The sequence below is a fragment of the Halobaculum sp. EA56 genome (assembly GCF_051195075.1).
In the GTDB taxonomy this organism is placed as follows: Archaea; Halobacteriota; Halobacteria; order Halobacteriales; family Haloferacaceae; genus Halobaculum.
In genome coordinates this window covers 120,348-134,666 of record NZ_JBNTJX010000003.1, presented here as the reverse complement: position 1 = coordinate 134,666, position 14,319 = coordinate 120,348, and the positions used below count along the sequence as shown (strand labels likewise).

14 protein-coding genes are annotated in these 14,319 nt (G+C 70.4%); 6 read left to right on the top strand and 8 right to left on the bottom strand.

The annotated features are described in order from the left end of the window. Positions 1 to 80: 80 nt before the first annotated feature. The 4 genes from ACQUQ1_RS06430 (at position 81) to ACQUQ1_RS06415 (ending at position 6,116) form a co-directional block, all read left to right on the top strand. Positions 81 to 4,211 carry a DNA-directed DNA polymerase II large subunit gene (locus ACQUQ1_RS06430; protein WP_435063449.1) on the top strand — a complete coding sequence of 1,377 codons (4,131 nt, stop codon included), beginning with the start codon at positions 81 to 83 and terminating at the stop codon, positions 4,209 to 4,211. A 175-nt stretch (positions 4,212 to 4,386) separates the two neighbouring features. Continuing rightward, entirely contained in the window at positions 4,387 to 4,695 is a 309-nt protein-coding gene (locus ACQUQ1_RS06425; RefSeq protein ID WP_435063448.1) for a DUF7130 family rubredoxin-like protein, read from the top strand. Positions 4,696 to 4,828: 133 nt separating this feature from the next. Further along, the gene (locus ACQUQ1_RS06420) at positions 4,829 to 5,122 is read left to right on the top strand and encodes a DUF7130 family rubredoxin-like protein (RefSeq protein ID WP_435063447.1); all 294 of its coding nucleotides are present in this window, start codon (positions 4,829 to 4,831) and stop codon (positions 5,120 to 5,122) included. Between the two features lie 64 nt (positions 5,123 to 5,186). After that, a complete protein-coding gene (locus tag ACQUQ1_RS06415; RefSeq protein ID WP_435063446.1) occupies positions 5,187 to 6,116 on the top strand; it encodes a ketopantoate reductase family protein in 930 nt (309 codons plus the stop codon). Positions 6,117 to 6,225: 109 nt separating this feature from the next. Here ACQUQ1_RS06415 and ACQUQ1_RS06410 read toward each other — a convergent pair whose 3' ends face one another. The 3 genes from ACQUQ1_RS06410 to ACQUQ1_RS06400 form a co-directional block, all read right to left on the bottom strand. Further along, positions 6,226 to 7,800, bottom strand: a complete 1,575-nt coding sequence (locus ACQUQ1_RS06410; protein WP_435063445.1) for a sulfatase — start codon at positions 7,798 to 7,800, stop codon at positions 6,226 to 6,228. Positions 7,801 to 8,126: 326 nt separating this feature from the next. Next, complete coding sequence (locus ACQUQ1_RS06405) at positions 8,127 to 8,513, bottom strand: NifU family protein (protein WP_435063444.1); 387 nt, start codon at positions 8,511 to 8,513, stop codon at positions 8,127 to 8,129. A gap of 64 nt (positions 8,514 to 8,577) precedes the next feature. Further along, positions 8,578 to 8,910 carry a DUF5783 family protein gene (locus ACQUQ1_RS06400; RefSeq protein ID WP_435063443.1) on the bottom strand — a complete coding sequence of 111 codons (333 nt, stop codon included), beginning with the start codon at positions 8,908 to 8,910 and terminating at the stop codon, positions 8,578 to 8,580. Between the two features lie 386 nt (positions 8,911 to 9,296). On the opposite strand from ACQUQ1_RS06400, the gene ACQUQ1_RS06395 reads away from it, so the two are divergent. Continuing rightward, positions 9,297 to 9,995 carry a bacterio-opsin activator domain-containing protein gene (locus ACQUQ1_RS06395; protein WP_435063442.1) on the top strand — a complete coding sequence of 233 codons (699 nt, stop codon included), beginning with the start codon at positions 9,297 to 9,299 and terminating at the stop codon, positions 9,993 to 9,995. Positions 9,996 to 10,032: 37 nt separating this feature from the next. Here ACQUQ1_RS06395 and ACQUQ1_RS06390 read toward each other — a convergent pair whose 3' ends face one another. From ACQUQ1_RS06390 to ACQUQ1_RS06370, 5 genes are all read right to left on the bottom strand, one after another. After that, positions 10,033 to 10,386 carry a HalOD1 output domain-containing protein gene (locus ACQUQ1_RS06390; protein ID WP_435063441.1) on the bottom strand — a complete coding sequence of 118 codons (354 nt, stop codon included), beginning with the start codon at positions 10,384 to 10,386 and terminating at the stop codon, positions 10,033 to 10,035. 150 nt (positions 10,387 to 10,536) lie between these two features. Further along, on the bottom strand, positions 10,537 to 11,163 hold the full coding sequence (locus tag ACQUQ1_RS06385; protein ID WP_435063440.1) for an RAD55 family ATPase: 627 nt from the start codon (positions 11,161 to 11,163) through the stop codon (positions 10,537 to 10,539). Between the two features lie 178 nt (positions 11,164 to 11,341). Next, positions 11,342 to 11,800 (bottom strand): hypothetical protein, encoded by a 459-nt coding sequence (locus tag ACQUQ1_RS06380; RefSeq protein WP_435063439.1) that lies wholly within the window; start codon positions 11,798 to 11,800, stop codon positions 11,342 to 11,344. Continuing rightward, positions 11,800 to 12,495 carry an RAD55 family ATPase gene (locus ACQUQ1_RS06375; RefSeq protein WP_435063438.1) on the bottom strand — a complete coding sequence of 232 codons (696 nt, stop codon included), beginning with the start codon at positions 12,493 to 12,495 and terminating at the stop codon, positions 11,800 to 11,802. Before ACQUQ1_RS06375 ends, ACQUQ1_RS06380 begins: the two co-directional genes overlap by 1 nt. A 105-nt stretch (positions 12,496 to 12,600) precedes the next feature. Then, on the bottom strand, positions 12,601 to 13,056 hold the full coding sequence (locus ACQUQ1_RS06370) for a chemotaxis protein CheW (RefSeq protein WP_435063437.1): 456 nt from the start codon (positions 13,054 to 13,056) through the stop codon (positions 12,601 to 12,603). Positions 13,057 to 13,196: 140 nt separating this feature from the next. Between ACQUQ1_RS06370 and ACQUQ1_RS06365 the strand changes: the two genes are divergently transcribed. Continuing rightward, positions 13,197 to 14,282: a protein-glutamate methylesterase/protein-glutamine glutaminase gene (locus ACQUQ1_RS06365; protein ID WP_435063436.1), complete on the top strand. Its 1,086-nt coding sequence runs from the start codon at positions 13,197 to 13,199 to the stop codon at positions 14,280 to 14,282. Positions 14,283 to 14,319 lie beyond the last annotated feature (37 nt).

The following is a 14,319-nucleotide window of genomic DNA, read 5'->3' as shown; positions in this document are numbered from 1 at the left end:
CCGACGACGACGCGACAGCGGTGCGACGCTGGCGGGAAGACGGCCGGGAGGTCGACCGAGGAACCGACGGAGGCGACGCGATGAGACCGGACGACGAGCGCTACTTCACGCGGATCGAGGACAGGCTGGACGAGGCGTTCGACCGCGCCGAGGCCGCGAAGGCGCGGGGGATGGATCCGGAGACGGAGATCGAGATCCCCGTCGCCCGCGACATGGCCGACCGCGTCGAGAACATCCTGGGCATCCCCGGCGTCGCCGAGCGCGTCCGCGAACTGGAGGGGGAGATGTCCCGCGAGGAGGCGGCCCTGGAGCTGGTGACCGACTTCGTCGAGGGAACCGTCGGCGACTTCGACAGCCGCGCGGGCAAGATCGAGGGCGCGGTCCGGACCGCCGTCGCCCTGCTCACCGAGGGGGTCGTCGCCGCCCCCATCGAGGGGATCGACCGCGTCGAGATCCTGGAGAACGACGACGGCACCGAGTTCATCAACGTCTACTACGCCGGCCCGATCCGCTCTGCGGGCGGGACGGCGCAGGCGCTGTCGGTGCTCGTGGGCGACTACGCCCGCGCCCTGCTGGGCATCGAGGAGTACCGCGCCCGCGACGACGAGATCGAACGCTACGCCGAGGAGGTCGCGCTGTACGACAAGGAGACCGGCCTCCAGTACACGCCCAAGGACGCGGAGACGAAGTTCATCGCCGAGCACATGCCGATCATGCTCGACGGGGAGGCCACCGGCGACGAGGAGGTCTCCGGCTTCCGCGACCTAGAGCGGGTGGACACCAACTCCGCCCGGGGCGGCATGTGCCTCGTGCTCGCGGAGGGGATCGCGCTGAAGGCGCCGAAGATCCAGCGCTACACCCGCCAGCTCGAGGAGGTCGACTGGCCGTGGCTCCAGGACCTCATCGACGGCACGTACTACGACGACGGGGCCGGCGACGAGGCGGCCGCCGAGGACGCGGACGACGGAGCCGACGCCGGCGACGCCGGCGGCGAGGGTGGCGAGGGTGACGCCGACTGCGACGCGGACGGCGCCGCGGGAGGGGACGCCGACGACGGCGCCGGCGACGGGCTGGCCGGCTCACCGCGGGTCGACCCCTCCGAGAAGTTCCTGCGCGACCTGATCGCCGGGCGGCCCGTCTTCGGCCACCCCTCGGAGCCGGGCGGGTTCCGCCTGCGGTACGGCCGCGCGCGCAACCACGGCTTCGCGACCGCCGGGGTCCACCCGGCGACGATGCACATCGTCGACGACTTCCTCGCGACGGGCACGCAGATCAAGACCGAGCGACCCGGGAAGGCCGGGGGGGTGGTGCCCGTCGACTCCATCGAGGGGCCGACCGTCCGCCTCGCCAACGGCGACGTGCGCCGCATCGACGACCCGAAGGAGGCCAAGGAGGTCAGGAACGGCGTCGAGGAGGTGCTCGACCTGGGCGAGTACCTCGTCAACTTCGGCGAGTTCGTCGAGAACAACCACCCGCTCGCGCCCGCCTCCTACGTCCGCGAGTGGTGGGAGCAGGACCTCGCCGAGGCGGGCGCCGACCTCCAGGCGCTGGAGGACGACCTGACGACGGACCTGGACGACCCCGACGCCGAACAGGCGCTCGCGTGGGTCGAGGAGTACGACGCGCCGCTGCACCCCGCCTACACCTACTGCTGGCACGATATCACGGTCGACGAGTACGACGCCCTCGCCGACGCGGCCGCCGCGGGCGAGGTGACCGGCGACCTGCTCGTCGTCGAGAACGCCGACACCGTTCGGCGGGCGCTGGAGAAGCTACTCGTCGAGCACACCCAGACCGAGGACGCCCTCCGGATCCCCGACTTCCGCCCCCTCCTGCGGCAACTCGGGGTCACGGACGGCCTCCGCCGCGAGTGGACGCCGGAGGATCTCCCCGGGGAGGCGCGCGGGTGGGACGACGGGGACAACGCGATCCGCGCGGTCAACGAGGTGGCCGACTTCGAGGTGCGCGAGCGCGCGCCGACCCGTATCGGCAACCGGATGGGCCGCCCCGAGAAGTCCGAGAGCCGCGAGCTCTCCCCGGCGGTCCACACCCTCTTCCCGATCAAGGAGCTCGGCGGGAGCCAGCGCTCGGTCGGCGACGCCGCCCGCGAGCGCACCGACCAGGGGCGGGGGGTGTACGACGTGCTCGTCGGCGAGCGCGAGTGCCCCGACTGCGGCGAGCACACCTTCAAGACGCTGTGTCCGGAGTGCTCGACGCACACCGAGCCGTACTACGAGTGCGACGAGTGCGGCACCGTCTGCGAGCCCGACGAGTCCGGCCGCGTGGAGTGCCCCCGCTGCGAGCGCGAGGTGGAGAGCCCGGACTGGCACACGGTCGACCTCAACGACGAGTACCGGTCGGCGCTTGAGCGGGCGGACGAGCGCGAGGCCAGCTTCGAGATCCTGAAGGGCGTCCAGGGGCTGTCCTCCTCGGACAAGACGCCCGAACCCATCGAGAAGGGGATCTTCCGCGCGAAACACGGCGTCTCCTCGTTCAAGGACGGCACTGTCCGCTACGACATGACCGACCTCCCGGTCACGTCGGTCCGGCCCGAGGAGCTGGACGTGACGGCCGACCACTTCCGGGAACTGGGCTACGAGACCGACATCGACGGCGAGCCGCTCGTCCACGACGACCAGTTGGTCGAGCTGAAGGTGCAGGACATCGTCCTCTCGGACGGCGCCGCCGACCACATGATGAAGACGGCGGACTTCGTCGACGAACTGCTCGCCGACTTCTACGACCTGGAGCCGTTCTACGAGGTGAACGAGCGCGACGACCTCGTGGGCGAACTGGTGTTCGGGATGGCTCCCCACACCAGCGCCGCCGTGGTCGGGCGCGTAGTGGGCTTCACGAGCGCGGCGGTCGGCTACGCGCACCCGTACTTCCACGCGGCGAAGCGTCGGAACTGCTTCCACCCGGAAACGAAGCTCTGGTACCGCGACGAGGGGGACGAGTGGCACTACGGCCGGATCGACGAGTTCGTCGAGGACCGGCTGGACGATCCGAGCGAGGACGACTTCGGGACACTCGTGTCGGAACTCGACGGCGACGTGTTCGTCCCGTCGGTGACGGAGGAGGGCGAGGAAGTGCTGAAACCGGTCGAGGCGGTGTCGAAGCACGTCGCCCCCGACCACATGGTCCGCGTGGAGACCGCGAGCGGGAGAGCGATCACGGTGACGCCGGACCACCGGCTCTGTCGGCAGCGCGACGGCGTCGAGAAGGTGGAAGCGACCGAACTGTCCGTCGGCGACGAACTGTCCGTGCCGTCGTCGCTGCCGGGCGGGGGAAGCGGCTCGATGGATGTCGCCTCCCCCCGTCCGATTCACGCCGACGGCGGACGCACGGTCGATCCCGTCGAATCGGTGGAGTACGTCGAGAGCGACACCGAGCACACGTACTGTCTCACCGTCGAGGAGACGCACACGCTCGTCACGAACGGCATACACGCCGCCCAGTGCGACGGCGACGAGGACTGCGTCATGCTCCTCATGGACGGCCTGCTCAACTTCAGCAAATCGTACCTCCCGGACAAGCGCGGGGGACAGATGGACGCGCCCCTCGTCATGTCCTCGCGGATCGACCCCTCGGAGATCGACGACGAGGCGCACAACATGGACATCGTCCGGCAGTACCCCCGGGAGTTCTACGAGGCGACCCTGGAGATGGCCGACCCCGGCGAGGTCGAGGACCTCATCCGGATCGGCGAGGACACCCTCGGCACCGACGACGAGTACCGCGGCTTCGACCACACCCACGACACGACCGACATCGCGCTCGGGCCCGACCTCTCGGCGTACAAGACGCTCGGGTCGATGATGGACAAGATGGACGCCCAGCTGGAGCTCGCCCGGAAGCTCCGCGCGGTCGACGAGACCGACGTGGCCGAGCGGGTCATCGAGTACCACTTCCTGCCGGACCTCATCGGCAACCTCCGGGCGTTCTCCCGCCAGGAGACCCGGTGTCTCGACTGCGGGGAGAAGTACCGCCGGATGCCGCTCACGGGCGACTGCCGCGAGTGCGGCGGCGACATGACGCTCACCGTCCACCGGGGCTCGGTGAACAAGTACATGGACGTCGCCCGCCGCGTCGCCGAGGAGTTCGGCTGCCGGGAGTACACGAAACAGCGGCTGGAGATCCTCGAACGGTCGCTCGAGTCCGTGTTCGAGAACGATAAGAACAAACAGGGGAGCATCGCGGACTTCATGTGACTCCCGAGGGGAGTTTTTCCGATTCGGTACGCCGTCACGCGATCGTCTCCCGGTTCTCTGGTGTCACAGAATCCCCGTACTGAGCCGTCGATCGCTCGCGTTCGTTCGACAGTCGCGCACCTCGTTGACAATACCCGTGCGATCGTTTAACAGATCAGCCGACGTACACGCGCGTATGGCCACCGAGCGAGAGGAGGACGAAGCCCGGGTGACGGACATTTCGGTCGGACAGAGCGTGTACGACGACGACGGCAACGAACTGGGGACGGTTCGGGGCATCGACGACGCCGGCTTCTACGTCCTCTCGACCGAGGACACCGGCCGGGTGACGCTGGAGGAGGCCCGCAGCGCCTTCGGGGAGTCGTACGTGATGTGGCGCTGCTGGGAGTGCGGCGAGATGGGGCAGATCGAGGGCGACCTCCCGGCGCAGTGCCCGGACTGCGGGGCGCCCCGCGAGGACCTGTACTACTGGGTCGAGGACTGACCGCGCGGACGACGACGCGCCCGTCCCGCGGCGGCCGGCGGACGCGGCGTCCCGGGGAAACAGCCCGTCGGGCCGTTCCCGACGTCGTGGGAGCGCCGGCGGGTTTATTCTGTCAGCCGAGAAACGTCCGTGCATGAGCGACGAGGTACCCCCCGTCGGGCTCGGCCAGCGCCTGTTCACCGAGGACGGGCGGGAGGTCGGCACCGTCCGCGGCTTCGACGAGCACGGCGTCTACGTGACGACGCGCGAGGGGATCGTCTCGCTGTCGGTCGAACACGAGCGGGCCGGCCACGAGTTCGGCGAGGGGGAGTTGATGTGGCGCTGCTCGGACTGCGGGGAGATGGGCGACCTCGGCGAGGGGATGCCCGAGGCGTGCCCGAACTGCGAGGCCCCGCGCGAGCACGTCTACTACTGGATCGAGGACTGACCGATCCGCGGCGGCCGGCGCGACCGACCGAACCGCTCTTTTCGACGCCCGCCGACCGGCGGGCATGGAGATCGTCGTGTTCGGCGCCGGCGCGCTCGGGAGCCTCGTCGGCGGACTGCTCGCGCGCGAGCACCAGGTGACGCTGGTCGCGCGCGACCCGCACGCCCGGCGGGTGGCCGGACGGGGCCTCCGCGTCGTCGGCGAACTCGACGCCCGCACCCGGCCGCGGGCGACGACCGACCCGACCCCCGAGGACCTGTCGGCGGACCTCGCGCTGGTGACGGTGAAGGCGTACGACACGGCCGGCGCCGCCGCGGCGCTCGCCGCCGGCGATCCCGACCTCGTCTGTTCGCTGTCGAACGGGCTGACCGAGGGGACGCTGGCGGCCGAGCTGGGCGACCGCGTGCTCGCGGGGTCGGCGACCTACGGCGCCGAACTCGTCGGACCGGGCGAGGTGCGCTGTACCGGCGTCGGCCGGATCCGGGTCGGCGAGTTCGCGGAGGACCGGCTCGACAGCGACGGGGGCGACGCCGCGAGCGACCGGGCCGAACGCGTCGCCGCGGCGTTCCGCGACGCCGGCCTCGACTGCACGGCCGACCCGGAGATGCCGCGGCGCCGCTGGGAGAAGCTCGCCGTCAACGCCGGCATCAACGCGGTGACGGCGCTCGCTCGCGTCCCGAACGGCGCGCTGGCGGACGGGCCGGCCGCGGGGGTCGCCCGCAGCGCCGCCCGCGAGACGGCCCGCGTCGCCCGCGCCGAGGGGATCGACCTCCCGAACGACGACGCGGTCGACGCCGTCGAGACGGTCGTCGCCGAGACGGCCGCGAACCGGTCGTCGATGCTCCAGGACGTGACCGACGGCGACCGGACCGAGGTCGAGTTCATCAACGGCGCGGTGGTCGAGCGCGCCGAGGACCACGGGACCGACGTGCCGACGAACCGGGTCCTGACGGGGCTCCTGCGGGCGTGGGAGGCCGAACGGGTCGGGGAGTGAACCCGCCGACGTGACGGCGGTGGTTCTCTCCGGTTTGCGTTCCTGTATAGTGGTTTTGGATATTTCTTCGACTTCGTCAAAAACGAAATAGGAAGCTGCTGATCGGAACTTACTCGACGTAGCCCAGGTCGCGGAGACGCTCGGTCGCCTCCTCGTCCATCTCCGCCAGCGAGTCGTCGGTCACCTCGCCGTCGGCGGCGTCGGTCCAGGCGCCGCCGGCGGCGGCCTCGAACTCGCCGAGGCGGGACTCGGCGGCCGCGATCCGGTCGTCTTCGTCGTCCGCGGCGTCGGCGACGTTCCGCTCCTCGCCGGGGTCCTCGTCGAGGCGGTACGCCTCGTCGGGGATCCGGTCGATGCGGACGTACTTCGCGTCCGTGCTCCGGGCGGCGCGCATCCGCGAGTAGAACCGCGAGTCCTCCGGGAGCTCGATCCCGGCACTCGCGGCCTTCTCCTCCAGCTGTTTCAGCTCCACGACGGGCCTGGAGTACTCGACGAAGCCGAAGTCGCCGTCGGGGGCGGCGCGCTGCCCCGGGTCGCGGTCGGTCCCGTCGACGCCGGCGAACTCCCGGTAGTCGTCCGACAGCAGCGAGCGCGTGCGGTCGAGCGTGACGGCCTCCTCGCCCGCCGCGGCCGGGTCGCCGCCCGTCACGTCGAGCGCGTCGAGGACGGTGTGGTAGCAGTCGAGGAGTTCGACCGTGTCCGCCCGCCGCCCGGCGTCGAGGGCCGGGTGTTTGACCATGAGCGGGACGTTGATCAGCTGGTCGTACAGGCAGAACTCGTGGCCGTAGAGGTCGTGTTCGCCGTGGAGCTCCCCGTGGTCGGCGCAGACGACGACCGCGGTGTCGTCCCACCGGCCGGTCTCCTTCAGCCAGCCGAACAGCCGGGAGAGCTGGTCGTCGATGTGGGCGATCTCGGCGTCGTACAGCCCCCGGATCGCCTCCCACTCCTCGTCGTCGATGTCGCGGGCGCCCGAGTTGTATTCCTTGGAGTTCTGGCACACCTCGGTCGAGTCGACGCCGGGTGCGAACTCGTCGACGTACTCCTGCGGGGGGTGGTACGGCAGGTGGGCGTCCATCAGGTTGATGAACGCGAACCAGTCGTCGCCGTCGGCCGCCGCGCCCTCGACGAACGACTTCGTCCGGTCTATCACCGCCGGCGTCTTCGAGTCGGCGCCCTCGCCGCCCGCGAGGTACTCGTGGGCGACGTTGCCCAGCGAGACGAGCTTGTCCGCGACCGCGCGCAGCGCCTCGTTGTCGTTCATCGTCTTCCAGGCACGCGCGAGCGGGCCGGACAGGAAGTCGCCGGGCATCACCTCGAAGAAGTTGTCCTGGTCGTCGAACCCGTCCGTGAGGTGGGTGTACGGCGTGATCCAGGCGTTCGAGGAGTAGCAGGCCGTCCGGTACCCCGCCGCCGAGAGCGTCTCCGCGAGCGTCGTCGCTCCCTCCAGATACGGGTTCTCCTGGTCGGCGCCGTGGCGGTGGGGGTACATCCCGGTGAACAGCGACGCGTGCACCGGGAGGGTCCACGGCGCGGGCGCGACCGCGTTCTCGAAGACGGTCGCCTCCTCGGCGAACGCGTCCAGCCCCGGCGTCGTCCCGCCGTCGTACCCGTACGGCCCGAGGCGGTCCTTGCGGACCGTATCGAGCACGACGAACAGCACGTTCGCGGGCGAGTCGTCGCTCATGTCCTCGGGATTCCCCTCGCCGGTAATCCCTCTTCTGGTCTCCGCGGCGCCGTCGCTCGTGGCGCCGCGGGGACAGATCGGCCGAGCGTCGATTCGATATCGCGCTATCTAGTTTATCGGGGAAGACAGTCCCGCCGACCGGGGGCACAGATCGGGCGAGACGGAAGCGAACGCGGTCGGTACGCGGGGTACCCCCGCGCGTCAGGCGGGCGGCGCGTCCGGGCGCAGCGGCGGTCTAGCCCGGGCCGGACGCGGAGCCGACGCTACCGGCGCGAAGAACGGAGAACGGAGAACCGAGCGGACGGAACCGCGAGCGGGTCGCCGGCTCAGAAGGGCGCCTGCGGCCCCTCGTCCTCCTCGCCGTCGGAGCTCTCGCCCGGGAAGGAGGGGGACATGCCGGCGTCGTCGTGGCCCATGCCGCCGAGGTCGCCGTCGGCGCCGGCGCCCATGCCGGTGTCGGCGACGACCTCCTCGATCTCGGGGATCTCCTTGGTCATCCGCGACTTGATCGCCTGGATCGTCATCGGCGAGATGCCGCAGCCGGAGCAGGCCCCGCCGAGCTGGATGTGGACCTCGCCCGTCTCGCGGTCGAGGTGCTGGATGGCGGCGCTGCCGCCGTGCATCTGGATCTGCGGGAAGTTGCGGCGCAGGAAGTTCGTGATCCGCTCGCGCAGTTCGTCCTCGCCGCCGTCGTCCTGGGAGTCGGCGCTCATTACCGGACGCTTGGCGGCACGAGGCTTTCAACCTTGTGCTCGGGGGGACCCCGACCCCGAAGGGTCACTCCTCCGGGGGTTCGAGCTCGAACACGCGGTACAGCTGGGCCTCGATCTCGTCGACGTAGCGGTCGAGCGTCTCGGCGAGCTTCTCGTCGTCGACGACGATCGCGGTCAGGCGTTCGGTCGGGTTCTCCGGCAGTTCGACCCGGAACTCGCCGGTCCCCTCGTCGTAGAACGGCTCGGACTCGTTGAGGATCTGCTGGTCGATGGCGTGGATCAGCTCGGAGTCGTAGCGGTCGTTCATCGTCTCGAAGGCGTTCTTGTACGCGCGCTGGAGCTGCGGGAAGTAGTTCGCGTACTTGTCCTCGAACCGCTCGGGGTCGAACTCGGCCATTGTCGGACGATCCGCCGGCAACGGTGTAAGCGCGACGGTCGGGGCCGATACACCATATCCCGCGATATCGAACCGAGTACCGCGATCGACACAGTTTCGGAGGATGGGATCTGATGCGTGGCTTATTTTCACGCATACTGCGGATGGACGGGCTTGCGTCCGGTGATTAGTAAACAGCCACGCAGTATGATACTCAGAAAAGTTTTCTTGCTGATATAAAATGAGAACCGCATGACAGCTCCCTTTTCACACTATCTTCGGACGAACAGAAGGCACGCATCAAAGCCATCCTCCGAGGTTGTGGATCGAGGCGACCGGGACGACGGTCACGCGTCGGTCGGACCCCCGGAACAGCTATCACCGAGAACAGCGAAGTCCGCGTGACTATGGCCGAGGGAGACGCCGTCCCCGAATCCGGTTCCGCGGTCGAGGTCGAGTTCGGAATCCGGAACCCGGAGTACCCGTTCGTCGGCGCGTCGGCCGCCGCGGGGTGTACGTTCTCGCTCGCGGAGATGCTCCCGCGCGGCGACGGCCGGTACGCGGAGTTCTTCAACGTCCGTGGCGCCGATCCCCCGTCGGTCCTGTCAGGGGCCGCCGAGCGGGAGACGGTCGAGGCTTCGCTCCTCAGGGAGTACGACGACGGGGGCCTGTTCGAGTTCGTCGTCTCCGGCGACTGCCCGGCCCACGCGCTGGCCGAACTCGGCGCGCTCCCGCGGGAGGTAGAAAGCGAGGCCGGCGAGGGGCGGATCGTCGCCGAGATCCCGCCGACGGCGGAGTCGGCGTCGGTGGTGGAGGCGTTCCTCGACCGGATATCGGGATCCGAGCTCGTCTCGATCGAGGAGAAGGACGCGGTCGCCCCGCTGTTCTCGCGGTCGGCGTTCGAACAGGTGGTACACGCCCGCCTCACCGACAGACAGCGGGAGGTACTGCGCACCGCCTTCGAGGCGGGTTATTACGACTGGCCCCGCGCGTGTACCGGGGAGCGCGTCGCCGACGAACTGGGGATCAGCTCGGCGACCTTCTCCGAGCACATCCACGCGGCCGAGCGCAAGCTGATCACCCTCCTGTTCGATCACGGCCGGTAGCGACCGGGCGCCCGCCGCGGCGGCGACGCTCCCGGAACTACCGGGAAGCGGCGTCCCCCACCGGTTCCGCGCGGACCGTCCCGTCGCCGGCGACGCACACGAGACAGCCCGCAAACTCGAACGTCGCGTGCGTCCTCGGGGCGCGGCCGTCGCCGCCCTCCCCCCGGCCGAGCAGTCGCTCCAGCGCGTCCGGGTCGAGCGTCGCGTGGAGCGGGGCGAGATCGAGCGGGTCGGTTCCGCGCGCCGCCGCCGCGGCCTCGATCACGGCGACGCTCGGCGACCGGTCGCCCATACGCGTCCGTACGACGCCGTCGGCGTCCGGTTCGGCGGCCCCGTCGTGCGGTCCGTCGGTCCGGAAAGAGGCGTCGCCGGTCGTGTTCCGGTCGGCCATCTGTGTACCGTCCCGAGCGACGCCCGGAGCATAGTCTCGGTCCCTACACGTCGAGGGTCAGGGTCAGAGTAGACGGGACGGGATCGCCGGCTAGTCCGCGTCGTCGGCGGGACCGCGAAGCCTCGACGGGCGCCGCCGGGAGAGGGGACCTCAGAACGTCGTCCACGCGGTCGCGGCCTGCTGGCGGTCGCGGACGCGGAGCTCGCGGGCGCCGTCCTCCTCGCGGGTGTTGATCACGGTGTCGAACGGCTCGTACATGGTGTGGAGCGTCTGCTCGTCGTGCATCGTCGAGCCGATGACCGCCACGGTGGTCCAGCCCTCGCTCTCCACCTGCCGGGTGAGCACGCGGACGAACTGGTAGACGTCCTGCGGGTCGAGGTACATCAACAGCTCCGACAGCGAGTGGACGCCGACGCCGACCGAGGTGTCGAACTCGCGGAACACCTCGTACAGGTCGGTGAACTTCATCCCGATGTCGGTGACGTTCTTCGGCGAGGAGGCGTATCGGACGAACTCGCGGTCGACGAGGTCGCCGCCGCGCTGCTTGGAGACGCAGTCGACGACCCCGACCGACGCGGGGTCGACGCCGGCGACCTCGGCGTAGTCGGCGGCGACGGTCTCGGCGGTGTCGCCGGTGGTGATGAGGACGCCACGCTCGCCGGCGTCCGCCAGCAGGCGGAGCATGAGGTCGTACTTGCCGGTCATGGGCGGACCGGCGATGAGGAGGCTGTTGCCTCCCCCGCCGCTGTCGATGGACAGCGGGGCGTCCTCCAGCATACGAGTGAGATTGCGACCGACAGCTAAAACCTTTGTCCAAAACGACCGGAGCAGCGGGTCCGATCGGGGAACTGGCATCAATCGCACACCCCGCCGTCCGACGGTTCGCGGATCGTCGCCGCGGGTCGCGAACGCGACGCTCGCGCCGTCGCGTCGAGTGTCGTCGGGAGCGGCACGGTCAGCCGTCCCCCTCAGCGCCGCCCGGGTCGGTCGGGGACGCGCCGAGCAGCGCCGGAAAGCCGAGCGCGTCGAGGTCCGCGCCGCCGTCGAGCAGGCCCGCCCGCTCGAGGGCCGCCGGGAGACCAGTCGCGGCGATCGGCTCGCCGGCGGCCGACCCGGCGTCGGCGTCGCCGGGGTCGGCGTTCGGGTCGACGCCGGTGACCAGCTGGTCCCACACCTCCTCGTCAGTGTCGGTCTCGCCGTCCTCCCTGACCACCGCCGCCTCCTGCTTCCCCTCCTGATACGCGAGGTCGACGATGCTGCGGTCGTAGGAGGTATCGAGCGCGTCCTGCAGGCGCTCGAACTCCTCGCGGTTCTCGTAGCCGAAGGAGGCGGCGACCCCGAGCGCGTACGCCCGCCGTATCGCCTCCTCCTCGGGGATGTCCTCCCAGTCGGTCCCCAGTCGTGTCTCGTACATCAGTGGGAGACGGTCCGGCCCTCGCCGACCACGAGCCCCGACTCGGTGAAGCTGAGCGGCTGGATGTCCGTGTCCACGTCGGCCCCCCGCATCTTCACGACCTGCACCCCGCGGCGCATCCCGTCGTCCTCCATGTAGTTGTGGAAGAAGACGACCCCGTGGGCGAGGAAGTGCTCGTCCGCGTACGCGGACGGGTCGGTCATCTCCGAGATGAGGTACGTCGTCGCGCTCGTCCGCTTGAGCGCCGAGAGGAACCGCATCACCGTGTTGTCGGAGTCGTCGAGGAGATACCGCAACAGCATCGTCGAGTCGATGACGACGCGGTCGATGTCGCGCGACTCGATGAACGAGCTGATCCGGTTGGTGACGCTGTTGACGTCGCGCCGGTCACCCGGCATCCCGAAGAAGCGCTTCCCCTCCGAGGAGAAGGCGTCGAGGAACGTCACCGAGCCGGACTCCAGGGCCGCCTCGAAGCCGAAGTCGTAGGCGGCCATGTCGCGCTCGATGTCCTCGCGGCTCTCGTGCATGCTGATGAACAGACACCGCTCGCCGTCGTCGGCGCCCTCGGCGATGAACTGCGCCGAGAACGTCGTCTTCCCGCTGCCGGGCGGGCCGCAGACGACGTAGAGCCGTTCGCCCGGCAACCCCCCGCCGACGAGGTCGTCGAACCCCGCAACGCCGCTCGATACGCGCATACCCGCACTCCGTTCGACCTGGGGCATAAGGGCTCGCTCCCGATACTCACGCCTGATAGCGGCCGGGTCGCGGGCGGCGCTCCGGCGGACGTACGTCCGCCGGTATCACTCCGTCCGCGGCTCGACCCAGACGACGAACCGGTCGTCGCCCTTGACGATCCCCCGGACGGAGTCGTCGCCGGCGGTCGTCGCCTCGTCGACCTGGTCGGCGGCGACGTCGCGCACCTGGTACACCTCATCGACGACCCAGCCGACGGTGCCGCCGTCGTCGGTCTCCTCGGGGTCGAACACGATGATGCGCTCGCGGGCGCCCGTGCCGGCGACGCCCAGCAGCGTCTTGGGGTCGATGATGGTGGTCGTCTTCCCGCGCAGGTCCATCACGCCCTCGACGTGTCGGGGGGAGTTCGGGATCGCCGTGAGGTCGCCGGCGTCCACGATCTCGTCGATGTAGGCGATGTCGAGACAGTACGTCTCCTCGCCCAGTCCGAACTCCAGCACCTGGGTGGTCTCCGCCTCCGCCGTGTCGGCCTCCGCGGCCGCCGCGCGCTCGCTGCTTGCCATACACACGACGCCCGGAGCCTCCCGCTTAACCGTAGCGCACGAGCTATCAGCGGTGAAATTCGGGACGGAGCCTTCAATAACGGCGTATCGGTAGCCGGGAACATGATTCGAGACGCCACACGGCCGGCCGGGGGTGCGCCGTGAGCGCGCGGTCCCCGCGGACGGTCGTGGTGGACGACTCGCGGTTCATGCGGGGCCTCATCACGGACATCCTGGAGTCCGGCGGCGTGGAGGTCGTCGGCGAGGCCGAGGACGGACGGGAGGCCCTCTCGGTCGTCGCCGAGGCCGACCCGGACGTGGTGACGATGGACGTCGAGATGCCCGGGATGGACGGCATCGAGGCCGTCGAGCGCCTGATGGCCGAGGACCCCACCCCGACGCTGATGCTGTCGGCGTACACGGCCGAGGGCGCCGAGGAGACGTTCGCGGCGCTGGACGCGGGCGCGGTGGACTTCTTCGCCAAGCCCGGCGGCGAGGTGTCGATGGGCGTCTCCCGGATGGAGGAACAGCTCGTGGAGACGGTGCGGTCGGTCGCGACGGCGGACCTCTCGCCGGCCGGGCGGGACCGCCGGACCGAGGCCGCCGCGGCCGCGGCGGGGACGGCCGCGCCCGGGACGGGCGCCGCGGACGCGACCGGCACCCCCTCCGTCGAGCCCAACACGACGCTGATCATCGGCTCGTCGACCGGCGGTCCCGACGCCGTCGAGCGCGTCGTCTCGGCGCTCCCCGGCGACGCCGACCTCCGCGGCGTCGTCGTCCAGCACATGCCCGAGGCGTTCACCGGCCGCTTCGCGGACCGGCTGGACGCCGCCAGCGAGCTGTCGGTGCGGGAGGCCGAGGACGGGACGCGGATCGGGCGCGGCGAGCTCGCCGTCGCCCGCGGGGGTCACCACCTGGAGATCACGAACGCCCGCGACGGACGCCTCCGGCTGGCGGTGATCGACGAGGAGCGCGGCCAGGGCGTCCGCCCCTCGGTGAACGTGACGATGGAGTCGGCCGCCGAGGTCGTCGACGACCCCCTCGTCGGCGTCGTCCTCACCGGCATGGGCGACGACGGCACCGAGGGCGTGCAGGCCCTCTCGCGGGCCGGCGGGCGCGTCCTCGCACAGGACGAGGACTCCTGTGTGGTGTACGGGATGCCGAAGCGCGCGGCCGCCACCGGCGCCGTGGACACCGTCCTCCCGCTGGACGACATCGCGGCGGGGATCACGGGTGAGACGGCGTGAGTGACGACGGGTCGCGTCGAACGCACACGGTCCGCCG

Coding starts and splice junctions, on each gene's coding strand:
- ACQUQ1_RS06405 (WP_435063444.1), bottom strand. CDS start 8,513: ATGAGCGCCGACTCCCAGGACGACGGCGGCGAGGACGAACTGCGCGAG.
- ACQUQ1_RS06375 (WP_435063438.1), bottom strand. CDS start 12,495: ATGCGCGTATCGAGCGGCGTTGCGGGGTTCGACGACCTCGTCGGCGGG.
- ACQUQ1_RS06425 (WP_435063448.1), top strand. CDS start 4,387: ATGGCCACCGAGCGAGAGGAGGACGAAGCCCGGGTGACGGACATTTCG.
- ACQUQ1_RS06415 (WP_435063446.1), top strand. CDS start 5,187: ATGGAGATCGTCGTGTTCGGCGCCGGCGCGCTCGGGAGCCTCGTCGGC.
- ACQUQ1_RS06400 (WP_435063443.1), bottom strand. CDS start 8,910: ATGGCCGAGTTCGACCCCGAGCGGTTCGAGGACAAGTACGCGAACTAC.
- ACQUQ1_RS06430 (WP_435063449.1), top strand. CDS start 81: ATGAGACCGGACGACGAGCGCTACTTCACGCGGATCGAGGACAGGCTG.
- ACQUQ1_RS06410 (WP_435063445.1), bottom strand. CDS start 7,800: ATGAGCGACGACTCGCCCGCGAACGTGCTGTTCGTCGTGCTCGATACG.
- ACQUQ1_RS06390 (WP_435063441.1), bottom strand. CDS start 10,386: ATGGCCGACCGGAACACGACCGGCGACGCCTCTTTCCGGACCGACGGA.
- ACQUQ1_RS06370 (WP_435063437.1), bottom strand. CDS start 13,056: ATGGCAAGCAGCGAGCGCGCGGCGGCCGCGGAGGCCGACACGGCGGAG.
- ACQUQ1_RS06420 (WP_435063447.1), top strand. CDS start 4,829: ATGAGCGACGAGGTACCCCCCGTCGGGCTCGGCCAGCGCCTGTTCACC.
- ACQUQ1_RS06395 (WP_435063442.1), top strand. CDS start 9,297: ATGGCCGAGGGAGACGCCGTCCCCGAATCCGGTTCCGCGGTCGAGGTC.
- ACQUQ1_RS06380 (WP_435063439.1), bottom strand. CDS start 11,800: ATGTACGAGACACGACTGGGGACCGACTGGGAGGACATCCCCGAGGAG.
- ACQUQ1_RS06385 (WP_435063440.1), bottom strand. CDS start 11,163: ATGCTGGAGGACGCCCCGCTGTCCATCGACAGCGGCGGGGGAGGCAAC.